This is a genomic window from Candidatus Symbiopectobacterium sp. NZEC151, from assembly GCF_025962655.1.
Classification (GTDB): Bacteria; Pseudomonadota; Gammaproteobacteria; order Enterobacterales; family Enterobacteriaceae; genus Symbiopectobacterium.
Genome location: NZ_JAGFPE010000001.1, coordinates 1,351,397 through 1,363,586, shown reverse-complemented (window position 1 = coordinate 1,363,586; position 12,190 = coordinate 1,351,397). Strand labels below are relative to the sequence as shown.

Genomic DNA, 12,190 nt, shown 5'->3' with positions numbered 1-12,190 from the left:
ACGCATCACGCGGGATGTTTCAACGGGGCTTTTTTCTCACTGGCGGCTGAGGTGCAGAAAAACGCCAGGATTACCATGCACAATACCGGCAGCATGGCGATGCGCAGCCCGGCATGTTCGCCGATAAAACCCAGCGCTGGCGGCCCGACGAGAAAAGCGATGTAGCCGAGGATGGCAGCAAGGGTGACGCGCACCGCGCGATTTTCCCCGGTAGCGCCAGCGGCGGAGATAGTGAGCGGAAAGCCCAACGATGCGCCAATCCCCCACAGGACTACCGCCAGGGCGGCGAGCCACTGTGTGTGGGTTAAAATAATCAGCCCCAGCCCCACGGCGGCTGAAACCGCGCTGAATTTGAGAATGGCCGTGCGGCCAAAGTGGTTGACGATGTAACCGCCCGCAAAGCGCCCGACGGTCATGCCAGCGGCGAACCCGACAAAGAACAGCGAGCCTGAGGTATGGCTGAAACCATGCGCATCGATCATCAACAACGGCAGCCAGTCATTGGCAGAGCCTTCCGCCAGCGCCATCGCTAAAATCACTACGCCCAGAAGCGCCAGGCGTGTGTCTTTCAGTTCATGAATCACCTGCGCTTTATAGCTGCGGTTGTCACTGTGCTGTTCTGCCACCAGAGCACTGGCCCAAGGCATATGGGTAAATTGTAATGCCAGCGTCAGCGCAGTCAGGATGATAATTATGCCAAAATGCAGGTTGATGCTGATGTCCAGTGCGGTCATCCCCATGCCGATCAGCGCGCCGACCAGCGTGCCCAGACTGAAAAAGCCGTGCAGCGTGGTCATGATGACTTGATTGATATGCTGTTCAAATGCGGCACCTTCGATATTCAAGACAATATCAATCATGCCCAGTCCCATACCAAACAGCGCCAGCGCACAGAAAGCCATCTGTTGATTTGCCAGTAGCAGCGCTACGGCCAGCAGCAGGAAACCGACGGCCAGCAACATAAAACCCGCCAGCGCAACGCGGCGAATGCCGTACTTGTTGATCAGTTTTCCTGACCAGAGTATTCCCACCATGGAACCGCAGGAAAAACCAAACAGAATTAACCCGAAAACCTCAGTAGAGGCATGCAGCGTGTCCCGAATCAACGGCGTTCGGGTGATCCAGGAACTCCAGGCGAAGCCGGGCAAAAACATCAGGGCGAATAGCGCCACTTTTTGACGCAAAACGGATGAAGACATAACAACCAACCTTACTCGCATTATCGGGTTGCACAGCACGCATAGCAGTGAGTGTGATTATTGACCGGTTATGAATATTCACCATCAATAATCGTTTTTTTGCGTCGTACATTTGTACGAGAGAGTGTTGCATATCCTGCTAAGGTTGTCAGCTATCGCGTATTTTATTTCTCGCATAGTCAGGAGTGCGCGGGTGTAGCCGTAAGATTAACCCTCTGCACCTGGTTATCAGTTGTAGGTTACCGCCACATTGACGGATGCTGTTACCAGGCCGGTAGGTAAAGCGTTTCCACCCGAGCACAATCGCCAGGTGATTTGGTTGGTGTAAGTGTGGTTTAACTCGTTGGCACCAAGCACGCCGACATTGATGTCGGCGTAATTAAAAGTGACCCCGGTAGTGGCATCACAGGCGCCGCTACCGGTGACGCCATTATTGATCTCACCGGTGATATAGCCCCCTCCTAGGTTTAATGCCAACCTCGCTACGTTACCGTTATATAAATTGCCACTGAATTGCACGTTGATATTGGTATCGATGGTGTCCGGCGCATCCTGATCGCAAGTAACGGTGAGCGGAGCGGTGACGTTAGCCAACTCGGCGAATTGTGTCGTATTGCGCGCTGCGGTACCGAAGTTGACACTGGTGGTGGTGGCAATTAAGCAGGCAATGGCGGTCACACGCAGAAGAGTATAGGGTTGGATTATTTGAGATTGGCTGTTGCTGGGGGTTGAGGTGATAGCATACATCGGTGGTATAACGTACGTGCCGGTACGCTGTGTACCGTCGGTAACAATTGCCCATAAACCAGAAATGTTCGCTGTTTGTCGCTCGTTACCGAATATAGTGAAGGGAAAAGGAGAACCGTGGTCTGCAAATGATAAGCACCAGCCCCTATTAGTAGGTACGATGGCATTGCCAGAAGTAGAGTTTGATGTATAAGTCCCTTGGGTACCATTTAAACCAATGGTTCCCGTTAAAGCGGCTATTTCTACAGGCATGGTAGCACCAACAGTAAGTGTGGTGAGCGCTGTGGCAATAGGTACGATACCGACACCTTGGCTAATGGTATACGCTTGAGTACTATTGATGGTGCTGAGTTTGGTGGTTGAAATACAGTCTGTCGTTAAATCACTGATAGCGGCTATACCGCCGCTGGTGAGTATGGTTGAATCGTTTTGATAAGTGATGGAAAGATTGTTTACACTAAACGGTGACCCCTGCCATACCACCCCCGAACCTTTACCAATCGTCAACGTATTGGCCTGCAAGGCCTGTGCGCTAAACAACATCAACCACGCTGCTATGCTGGCGGTTTGCTTGACAGTCATAAAGTGGCTCATGTATCACCTCATTCGCAGCGTACGGTCAGTGACCGTATCGGGTTATTGTCCATGGGCTTGGAAAGTTTGCAGAGATCAAAACGTGCCTGGCACTGTGGCTGTTGTTCCCGTCCCCAGTTGACGTTCAGCGTGCCGCGTTCCGGCAAATCGCTCCTATAGACCTGTCCGTCATCGCCGACAATGCCGGTATTGATGTCATCGTTCGGCGTGCTATCAACTGCGGCGAGTACGCCAAACGGCACGCTGCCGGTGGCATCGCCGTAAGATTAACCCTCTGCATCTGGTTATCAGTTATAGGTTACCGCCACATTGGCGGAGGCGTTTACCGGGCCGATAGGCAAAGCACTTCCACCTGAGCACAGCCGCCAGATTATTTGGTTGGTGAAAGTTTGGCTTAGCGTACTGGCAGTGAGCACGCCGACATTGATATCGGTACTATTAAAATTGACTCCAGTAGAGGCATCGCAGGTGCCGCTGCCAGTGACGCCGTTACTGATCTCTCCTGTGATATAGCCACCCCCTTCGTTTAATGCTAACCGCGCAGTGTTACCTTCAAACACATTGCCGCTGAATTGGACGTTGATATTGGTGTCGATAGTATTGGGATTATCTTGTCCACATGAAACAGTGAATGGTTGAGGCATATTTGCCAGTTCAGCGGCATGTAAGGTATTTCGCGCCACGGTACCAAAATCGACACTGGTGGGGGTAGTAATGGAGCAGGAGACCAGATTTACACGTAAAAAAGTGTAGGGAAGGATGTTTTTTGTACTTTGATCTCTATCAGAGAAAGTCGCTCCGTACATCGTTGGCATGGGATAAGTACCTGATTGTTGTGTTCCATCAGTCACTATTACCCATTCACCCGAACCACTCATGGTTTGCGAGAGATTCAATAGAATTGATGTGTTGGTATTGAAAAAATTGATACACCACGCGCGATTTGGCGGGACAACACCATCACCCCCTTGGGGAAAGTCACTGCCAGACAACGTCCCGGCAGTGCCATTCATCCCAAGCGTTCCAGCCATGTTTACGGGGTAGAGTGACAGATTTGTGAAGGTATTTACGTTAAAACTCGCTGTTGGTACTAACCCGATGCCTGGTGCAATGGGAAAGGCGTCAATACTAGCAATATTGACAAGACTGGAGCTTGTAAGGCATTCCGTCATTGAATTTGTTATCGAGGCCGCGCCTCGCGTCGCCGTCGTTGCGCTATTTTGATTCTGTGTTTGCAGGCCTAGTGTAAAGGGGGCCCCTCGCCAAACCTCACCCGAACCCTTGCCAATCGTCAGCGTATTGGCCTGCGAGGCCTGAGCGCTAAACAACATCAACCACGCTGCTATGCTGGCTGTTTGCTTGATAGTGATAAAGTAGCTCATGCATTACCTCATTCGCAGCGTACGGCCAATGACCGTATCGGGTTGCTCGCCGTGGGTTTGGGCAGTTTGCTGAGATCAAAACGTGCCCGACACTGTTGCTGTTGTTCCCGTCCCCAGTTGACGTTCAGCGTGCCGCGTTCCGGCAAACCGCTCATATACACCTGCCCATCGTCGCCGACAATGCCGGTATTGATGTCATCTTGCTGCGCGCCATCGACCGCAGCGAGTGCACCAAAGGGCACGCTGCCGGTGGGTAACTGCAACGTGATCAACGCCTGATAACCGATGCGAGTGGCGAAGTTGGCTAACACCACCGCCCCTTTGGTGGGGTAAAGGTTCAGGCTGGATTGGGTGATATCCACATCGTCCGGCAATGTCGCCGGGTTAAGATCGATACTGTTGCGCTGGTAGTTCGACATATAGGGCACCAGCGCATAGCCGCGGCTGTCGGTTTGTACGTTGCCCTGCATAATACTGACGCCGCCTGCGCCGGGCGCACTGACCAGCGCCGCAGAGCTGCCTATCATCTGACCCAGCGTCACCCCTTGGGGATGAGCCACCACGGAACCACTGCCGCCCAGATTGAGGGAGCGGTTGTTACGGCTGTAGCTGTAACCCAGGGTGGCGTTGCCTCTGCTGCCCTGATAACTGGTGTTTAACGTGCTGGTGCTGTTGTTTTGATCGTTTGACCACCCCTGCATGACGCTGTAACTCAGACGATCGTCCAATGTGCTGCCGCTAAGACCGGCCTGCTGCTGTACGCGACCGTGATTGTCGTGCGTCATTTGGTAGCTGGCATAGAGACGATTCAATGAGGCGGATGAACTGAACAGGCTCATCGGTACTTGCACGTTTACGGAGAACTGCCGGTTTTCCGGCCAGCTATTGTTGCTTTTAATCCTGTCGATACTGTAGGCCAAACCATAGCTGACACCGCGATAGTTGCCGTTGTAACCGGCAGAGAGCGTGTTCATGACATTTTCATTGCCCCAGTAGTCGCTGCGTACGCCGGAAAGGTAAAATGAGCCATTGCTTCCCACCTGCTGGCTGATTCGCATCTCAAAACTGGAGCGTTGGCGCGTTAACGCCCAGGGCACCTGACCATAGCTGAGCCGGTGCCCCAGACTGTTGAAATCGGTAAAGTTGTAGTAGTGCTCGGTGGAATAACGGTAAGCCGCCAGATCGAGCGTGGTGCCGGTCTCCTGTACGCTTTTCGCATAACGAATCCGGTATGAAGCGCCGTGCTTGCGGTCATTCTGCTGTGGCAGTGTGGTGCTTGAAGTGGTGACATCCGCCGAAAGCGCTCCCCATGCGCCTAATGAAATGCCCGAACCAGCCACCAGCGACAGGTAGTCATTAGCAAACAGGCCGCCGCCGTACAGCGTGATATCCTGCGGCAGACCGTAAATTGCGGTGCCGGAAACAAACGTCGCCTCCTGAGAATTGACGGTGATGCCGCCGTTGTAGCGCCCTGCGGTTACTTCATATTTAAGGCTGCCCGGACGACGCATCACCGGAAGGGACGTTGCCGTCACCGTTTGGGTACGCACCGTGCCATCCGCTTCTGCAATGGTAACGGTGAGATCGCCCGACTGGCCGGTCTGGAACAGATCGCTGATGCGAAACGGCCCCGGTGGCACGAAGGTCTGATAGACCACGTTACCGTTCTGGCTCACGGTGACGCGGGCGTTGGTTTGCGCAATACCGCTGATCACCGGCGCAAAACCACGCTGGCTGATCGGCAACATGTCATCGTTGGAGTTAAGTTTGACACCGCGGAAGGGGACGCTGTTGAGCACGTCATTGCTGGTGGTGCTTTCACCCAACAATATTTCAGAACGCCAGGGCGTAATGTCCCGTTGCAGGTAAGTGTTAGTGAACTGCGTATTTTGATTGCTTTGGTTTTCTTCGCCGTTGCGACTGGCGCTGTTGCGGGTATACGTCATGGTGCTGCGTAACCGCCAGGCGTCGAGATTGATCCCGGCACGCAGGTTGGCGAACAGGTTGGTCTGCGTCTGCTTTTCCATGCCGTACTGCGCATCTTGCCAGTTGCGTCCGCCGTTAACCGTGTAATTCAGTAAAAAAGCCGGAATGCCGTGGTCCCACAGTGCAGGATCGACGGCACCGCGGATGTTGGGGCGCAGTGCAACCTGTGGGATGCTGAGATCCAACCGTAGCTGGTTAAAATTAAAGCGGACAGAGGATTCGGGAATCAGGGTTGCCAGATTCTCTACCGGCTTTTCCGCAGGCAAACGCGCAAAGGCGGGCAAGGCTTGCGTGTTAATACCTAGCTCATGCAGCATCGCGGGCGTGAGTTCTGGTTCGACTTTTCCCTGCGCATTCGCGTTGAAGACCAGCGTGTGTTGCCCCTGATCCAACTGGTTGACGAAGACGTTAACCATATAGGTGCCGGGAGGAATATTGCCGGGCTTGTCGAACACGCTAAGATCGGTAGTTGTTAACTGCGCGCCGCCCAGTGAAAGCAGGCCCGGATCGAAGTAGTCCTGTGCCCAGACGTTACCCGTCGCCAACATGCACACGCCAACCAGAGGCGAGAGAGGAAATGCGTCAAAATATTGTTTTTGTTTTCGCATTGTTGACGACTCTTAAGTCACAAAGGGTTAGCTACTGTTCAGCAGCGTAAGGGGAATGCACTACAAGGCGCGTTGCTCTACCTCTGTATTCCACCCGTCTTCGTCAATCAACTGCCAGACGACGTTTTTTCCCGTAGCGCCAGGTGGCAAAGCATAAAATTGTTTGCCAAAGGGCGGCACCATCAGCCTCAGTTGGGGCTTGCTCAGCGCGTGCGTGCCGACTTTCAATCGAGAAAAAGTTAGCCAGTAGGGCGTGGGATTATCAGCAACCAGTTGGTTTCCCTCGCGCTTAAAACGCAGTTTGGGTGCCATCTCGGCGACAGCTTGTTTTTTTAATCCTTCCGGGCGATAGAACACCTTTAAGTTATTGGTGATGGTCAGGATCACCTTTGCCGCGTTGTCCTGCTGCGCGGCGGCAGGCTGAGCCGGGATAGCCTTCATTGAAATAAAAAACACCGACTCACGATCGTCCGGCAAGGGTTGACCGTTACGCCGGATACGCAGTGTCAGGTTGTCATTTGGCTCTAAGCGGGATAACGGTGGCGTGACGATAAACGGAACCACCGTGCTGCCTGTTGCGGTGTTATCAACATCACCGGTAGCCGTATCCTGAGGGCGCATGCGGGATTGCATCAGATAAGGACGTGGCGTTTTGTTATACGCCGTAAGCGCGACGCCTTGCCTATCACTGGCCATATAGATAACGCGCAACACATAAAAGGTAATGCCCTGCGGCTCTCGCTCTTCGGCGTGTGCGCTAATCGCCATAAAGCAGCCTGCCAGCAGACTCAGTACCGCTAACCATCGACGCTGTAAAAAGAACAGGGATATCATGGCACCTCCTGCATCGTGGTGATCTGCTGTTTGCAAGGTGCGGATAATCCACCGTAATCGTTGATGGTTTGCCATTCAGCCTGTAAAGGCGATGCGGAGACCGTAAAGGTCAGCGTGCTCATCGGTGCCAGCATGGCGGGCTGCGTGTGTAAATTTACCCCTGTCTGATCAAACACCAGTCGTCCCAGCGTTTGATGATAGGGCGTCGGGTTTTGCACACGAATAGCCTGTCCCTGGCGACTGAAATGCAGTGGGCAGGCGGTTGTCTCCGAGACAGGAGGCAGCGCTGGCGGGCGATAAAACAGTTTAATCAAAAACTGTAACCCCGCCGAAATTTGCACCGGAGCATCATCTTTGGTCGGTCGAGAGGGGATCGCCACTACCGAAAGGTAAAAGACGGATTCACGATCGCTGGGCAGTGTGCCTCCCTGCGGTACGATGCGTAACAGTTGGCGGCTATCAGGCTTGAGTAAAAACACCGGGGGCGTGGCAAAGAACGGCGCTGGCGCGGTGTTATTTGCCTCGAGCTGCACGCGGCTCTGCACCAGATAGGTTCGCGTGTCGCTATTGGTGATGGTTACCGTTTGCGCTTTTTCGCTGGCAGGAAAAACGATCCGCGTCTGATTCAGACGGATACCGCCTTCTGTTGGCAACACGGCGTACGCAGGGAGCATGCCCGACAGCAATGTGCCAGTGCCCCAGAACAGTAGCCCTCTCCATGCAGGTTGTGCCATGTTTCCCTCAGCGATAAGCGAGTTGGAATAAAATTGGCGCCGTTAATGTGCCAGGGGTTACGCTGGCACAACTTGCAATGCCACAGGTTAACCCGGCATAAAAGGTGAGGTCTTGGTCGACGGGCGCATCTCCACGATCGGCCAATGGAATATCATCGTTGTTTTTGACCTCGATATCCGAGAAGGAGGGCGGTGCGTTGGTATGGACCAGCATCACCCCCACATTGGTGGCCGTGGATGACGCGGCGCGGAACAGCCATTTAGTGTCCTGAAGGACTCCTGGTCCGGTAACATTTACCACGGGAAGCTGACTGTTACCCACGGCATTACAATCTCGTACGCTCAGAACGAAAGGCTGTGCGGCCAGCAGTGAGGAGGGGACTAATTGCGCTTGTTGCAGTGTCCCGAGATCCAGCGTGGATTTATCCAGACTGAATGCGCAGGTGCTTTCAATCAGCGTGGCCGAGAAGTTGATCGTAATAGCCTGTACCGACGCAGAGAAAATACTTAGCGTGCTGATCACGCCGCCAATGATAAATGCATTAAGGCAACGTTTGGGTAAATGCATTGACGGCCCCCTCGTCATTGATGGTTTGCCAACGGACATCACCTCGGGTGGCACTGGTTTTAAATATTTGATTCGAGAACGGTGCCATCGTGAGTTTTTCTGGGGTGTCCAGGCGGATATGTTGTCCACCAACCTGAAGGCTGGCAAAGCTGATAAAATACGCTGAGGCGTTTTCCGCTTTTATGCCGCCATCCACACGAGAAAATTTAATATTTTGCTGTGCCTCTCGGGATGTAGAGGGCAATCCGCTCGGGCGATAAAACAGCTTAATAATGGACCCCACGCCAAATTGGGTCGCGCCATGCACTTTGCTTGCGCTATTTTGATCGGCGGGGGGAGTGGACGCTGGTACGGCACTGGCGTGAAAATAAAACAGAGATTCGCGATCGGTCGGCGCATTAATATTTTGGGCTGAGATGCGTAATTGATTAACGGCTCCGGGTTCAAGACGAAATAGCGGCGGTCTGACAAGGAACGGCGCGGGCTGGTAGTTGGCCTGCGCGCGACTGACGCGGGCTTGAACCAGATAAGGTTGCGATACCGTCGTATTGCGGACGGAAACGCTGATACTGTCAGCACCTTGCGGGTAAATAAGGCGAGAGGCATTAATGCCAAACCCGTCAGCCTGCGAAGTGGTGGGCACTGTAAACAAAGAGAGCAGCAGAGCCATAACCAACGATATGCGTTGCATGTGCCAGTCCTTGTCTGAAAAAGCGGGGCGGCTATGCCGCCCAGCCGGAATTAATTGGTGATAAAGTTGAAAAGGATCGGTGCGGCTACTCCTCCAAGATCAACATTAGCATTAGTTGTGGTTGATGCCAGTCCGGCTCGCAAGTTCAGGCGTTGGCCATCAAAGTCGCTGGCATCTGGGTCGGTACCATCAGCGGTGGCAATATCCAAAACCTCATTGTTCTCGATGTAAACCGATGGCGTGCTGGCGTTGCTGATCATCACGCCAGTATTGCGTGTGGTATCGCTATTAAAGATGTTGGTCTGCCCCGGTAATACCGGACCCGTAACTTGCACCTGCGCAACCTGGCTGGCATCTGGTGTACCACAGTTGCTCAGCGTCAGTGAGAAATCACGCTGGCTGGAATCCACGGGGGTAAGCGCTGCGGCGAATGCTAATTGTGCGACGTTGCCGAGATCCAATGACGTGGTGCTCAAGTTAATATCACAAGAGGTGGCTACCACGCTGCCCGTGATGGTGATTTGTGCGTTATTAGCCGCCAACGCGTTATTGGCAACCAGCAGCAACAGACCCAGCGGGGCTAATGCGAATAATGATTTTTTCATTGTAAACTCCTGACATTTAGTAAAATAGATTTGAAATTTTTTTGTCTTTCCCTAATACCTGGTGAAAATGGGAAAAAATACAACAGTGCTGATTTTTATATCGTTATAATGATTAGCACTTGTGGTATTTACAAAAAAACGTATGCTATATACATATAACGACAATGTTTCCAGGTTTTACACTATGACGCTAACGTTGCATCATCGATTAAGGATGTTGCTTTCTATAAAGTGCTGCTTCCTATATACAGCGTTGACCGCTTATTCGATTCATTTTCTCTCATCGGTTTTTGATGAGAGGTTATCGTCTGACTGGTGCATCATTCAGTGTTGATGTAAATACAGTGAATGCGGTAGAAGCATCAGTTGCAGCGATTTTATATAATTATGGCATTGCCAGAAATGTTTTTTTTGGCGCTGATGTTGGTTTTATTTACGTAATCTATCCTTTTTTAACGTAAGCAAATTATTTATATGCTGTTATTTTTCATTTCCATGGTTTTTAATTCTTGGATTTTTATTTATGGTTGGTGTTTTACACTGCTTTTTGCGTGGCGGTTTGAAAATCGCTAGTGAGCAGGGCTTATTGGCAAGGTTATGTATTTAAAGTAAAAAATATCGCTTGTAATTATAATCCTAAAATAAATGCACGGCATAATATACACATCATTACATGGCAGAAAGGATAAGAGAGTTCTATAATTTAAAAGCATTGTTTGTGATTTTATCTATTGCCAAGAATATGTTATCGCAAGGTACCCAGTACATTATTCCACAATAAATGCATGTTTATTTATACCGTACCATTACCCCGCGTTGAGACCAAAGGCAAGCCTGGTAGCGCCTGCCTCGGTATAAATGTCGCTATCGCGTTTGTACTGCGGTGCTGTTCGTGTTATTCCCACGCCAGGTGTAACATCCCGAGTAATTGATCGTAGGTTAACGGCACCGGATTGGCCTTCATCGATGATGCACTGCTGGCCGCCAAGGCCGCTGATTCAAGCGCATCATGTGGTACACCGAGCGTGCTCAATGAACCTAACCCAGCCTGGCAACGCCAGTCGCGGAGCGCATCAAAGGCCTGCATTGGAGCAACCCCGAGCGCATTGGCAAACCAACGGCGTATTTCATCAAAGCGCGCCAGTAACGTCGGATCGGTGACCTGAGCATTATTCAGCATTAACCCAAAGGGAAGCAGGCTACCGCACAGCGCACCGTGTGGGGCATCGCATAACCCCCCCAACGGGCCTGCCAAGCCATGAATCACGCCAAGCCCGGCATTTGCCAGTGCCAGACCGCCACACAGGCTTACCCACGCCAGAGTATCCCGACTCTGTGGACACTCTTGTTTCATCAATTGCATTAATGCGTTGATGCTCTGTGGGATCGCGGCACGGCACAGCGCATCCGTGTAAGGCGTAGCGCGATTGCATATATAAGGTTCAATCACCTGCGTCAGCGCGTCCAGTCCCGAGGCGAGCGTCACACTGCGCGGCGTATGGTCTGTCAGGGCTGGGTCGATGATAGCGAGGTCTGGCAGCATGCGGTTATCACGCAGGCTGACTTTGCGACGGTGTGCCGGAACGTTGATGACGGCATTTTTGGTCACCTCGGCACCGGTTCCGGCGGTGGTGGGCAGCGCAACGAAGGTCAGCGGGGCTGACTCCAAGATTCGGCCATTGCCGACCACCTCCAGATAGTCAATCAGCGGCCCGTGTGCCTTGACCAGAGCAGCGATCGCTTTACCGGCATCGATAACCGCTCCGCCGCCCAGGCTGATAACGGCCTCTACGCCACGCTGCCGGGCGAGTTCGACCCCTTGCTCTATGTCGGCAAGCGTGGGCTCGTGAGCGACCGTGAACGTGCTGACGCGCACCTGTGCCGCATGGAGCCGCTCGACGAGAAAAGCGGCACGTTGCGGGTTGGCACCCTGAACCAGCAGAACGTGCCGGGCGCGGGCGGCCAGCCAGGTGGAGGCGCCCGCGGCTTCACCGCGTCCAAAACGAATTTCACCGGGGCTTACTACAGAAAATGACAGGGGCATGGAAAACTCCTTTATCGCATCAACCTGCACAAACCTGTGCGGCTCATTAAAACAAGTAATGTATCTATTTTCAGGCGGTTCACAAACTGAAACGCATGATTGCCATCAACATGGCGGAAAAATTTCACAGCCTTTTTGGTTGCTGGCGTGAGATGAAAAAGCGTAGGAGTGGCGGAATTATGTAACTTTGGCCTACGC

12 protein-coding genes are annotated in these 12,190 nt (G+C 52.6%); 1 reads left to right on the top strand and 11 read right to left on the bottom strand.

The features are described 5' to 3' along the window. Positions 1-5 precede the first annotated feature (5 nt). The 11 genes from J5067_RS06000 to J5067_RS05950 all read right to left on the bottom strand — a co-directional run bounded on the left by J5067_RS06000 (position 6) and on the right by J5067_RS05950 (position 11,992). The gene (locus J5067_RS06000; RefSeq protein ID WP_264650663.1) at positions 6-1,199 is read right to left on the bottom strand and encodes an MFS transporter; all 1,194 of its coding nucleotides are present in this window, start codon (positions 1,197-1,199) and stop codon (positions 6-8) included. Between the two features lie 228 nt (positions 1,200-1,427). Further along, positions 1,428-2,540: an adhesin gene (locus J5067_RS05995; protein WP_264642951.1), complete on the bottom strand. Its 1,113-nt coding sequence runs from the start codon at positions 2,538-2,540 to the stop codon at positions 1,428-1,430. 8 nt (positions 2,541-2,548) lie between these two features. Beyond that, a complete protein-coding gene (locus tag J5067_RS05990) occupies positions 2,549-2,782 on the bottom strand; it encodes a FimD/PapC C-terminal domain-containing protein (protein WP_264642950.1) in 234 nt (77 codons plus the stop codon). A gap of 45 nt (positions 2,783-2,827) precedes the next feature. Next, a complete protein-coding gene (locus tag J5067_RS05985) occupies positions 2,828-3,922 on the bottom strand; it encodes a fimbrial protein (protein WP_264642949.1) in 1,095 nt (364 codons plus the stop codon). A gap of 8 nt (positions 3,923-3,930) precedes the next feature. Continuing rightward, entirely contained in the window at positions 3,931-6,516 is a 2,586-nt protein-coding gene (locus J5067_RS05980) for a fimbria/pilus outer membrane usher protein (protein ID WP_264650662.1), read from the bottom strand. A 60-nt stretch (positions 6,517-6,576) separates the two neighbouring features. Then, positions 6,577-7,350 carry a molecular chaperone gene (locus tag J5067_RS05975; protein WP_264650661.1) on the bottom strand — a complete coding sequence of 258 codons (774 nt, stop codon included), beginning with the start codon at positions 7,348-7,350 and terminating at the stop codon, positions 6,577-6,579. Next, a complete protein-coding gene (locus J5067_RS05970) occupies positions 7,347-8,084 on the bottom strand; it encodes a molecular chaperone (protein WP_264650660.1) in 738 nt (245 codons plus the stop codon). The genes J5067_RS05975 and J5067_RS05970 overlap by 4 nt, the downstream gene beginning before the upstream one ends. A gap of 7 nt (positions 8,085-8,091) precedes the next feature. Further along, entirely contained in the window at positions 8,092-8,652 is a 561-nt protein-coding gene (locus tag J5067_RS05965; protein WP_264642945.1) for a fimbrial protein, read from the bottom strand. Continuing rightward, positions 8,627-9,343 (bottom strand): molecular chaperone, encoded by a 717-nt coding sequence (locus tag J5067_RS05960; protein WP_264650659.1) that lies wholly within the window; start codon positions 9,341-9,343, stop codon positions 8,627-8,629. Before J5067_RS05960 ends, J5067_RS05965 begins: the two co-directional genes overlap by 26 nt. Before the next feature lie 50 nt (positions 9,344-9,393). Continuing rightward, positions 9,394-9,948, bottom strand: a complete 555-nt coding sequence (locus J5067_RS05955) for a fimbrial protein (protein ID WP_264650658.1) — start codon at positions 9,946-9,948, stop codon at positions 9,394-9,396. 895 nt (positions 9,949-10,843) lie between these two features. After that, positions 10,844-11,992: an iron-containing alcohol dehydrogenase gene (locus J5067_RS05950; RefSeq protein ID WP_264650657.1), complete on the bottom strand. Its 1,149-nt coding sequence runs from the start codon at positions 11,990-11,992 to the stop codon at positions 10,844-10,846. On the opposite strand from J5067_RS05950, the gene J5067_RS05945 reads away from it, so the two are divergent. Beyond that, the gene (locus J5067_RS05945) at positions 11,991-12,143 is read left to right on the top strand and encodes a hypothetical protein (RefSeq protein WP_264642941.1); all 153 of its coding nucleotides are present in this window, start codon (positions 11,991-11,993) and stop codon (positions 12,141-12,143) included. The genes J5067_RS05950 and J5067_RS05945 overlap by 2 nt on opposite strands. The last annotated feature ends 47 nt before the right edge of the window (positions 12,144-12,190 follow it).

Coding starts and splice junctions, on each gene's coding strand:
- J5067_RS06000 (WP_264650663.1), bottom strand. CDS start 1,199: ATGTCTTCATCCGTTTTGCGTCAAAAAGTGGCGCTATTCGCCCTGATG.
- J5067_RS05995 (WP_264642951.1), bottom strand. CDS start 2,540: ATGAGCCACTTTATGACTGTCAAGCAAACCGCCAGCATAGCAGCGTGG.
- J5067_RS05985 (WP_264642949.1), bottom strand. CDS start 3,922: ATGAGCTACTTTATCACTATCAAGCAAACAGCCAGCATAGCAGCGTGG.
- J5067_RS05980 (WP_264650662.1), bottom strand. CDS start 6,516: ATGCGAAAACAAAAACAATATTTTGACGCATTTCCTCTCTCGCCTCTG.
- J5067_RS05975 (WP_264650661.1), bottom strand. CDS start 7,350: ATGATATCCCTGTTCTTTTTACAGCGTCGATGGTTAGCGGTACTGAGT.
- J5067_RS05970 (WP_264650660.1), bottom strand. CDS start 8,084: ATGGCACAACCTGCATGGAGAGGGCTACTGTTCTGGGGCACTGGCACA.
- J5067_RS05965 (WP_264642945.1), bottom strand. CDS start 8,652: ATGCATTTACCCAAACGTTGCCTTAATGCATTTATCATTGGCGGCGTG.
- J5067_RS05960 (WP_264650659.1), bottom strand. CDS start 9,343: ATGCAACGCATATCGTTGGTTATGGCTCTGCTGCTCTCTTTGTTTACA.
- J5067_RS05955 (WP_264650658.1), bottom strand. CDS start 9,948: ATGAAAAAATCATTATTCGCATTAGCCCCGCTGGGTCTGTTGCTGCTG.
- J5067_RS05945 (WP_264642941.1), top strand. CDS start 11,991: ATGGAAAACTCCTTTATCGCATCAACCTGCACAAACCTGTGCGGCTCA.
- J5067_RS05950 (WP_264650657.1), bottom strand. CDS start 11,992: ATGCCCCTGTCATTTTCTGTAGTAAGCCCCGGTGAAATTCGTTTTGGA.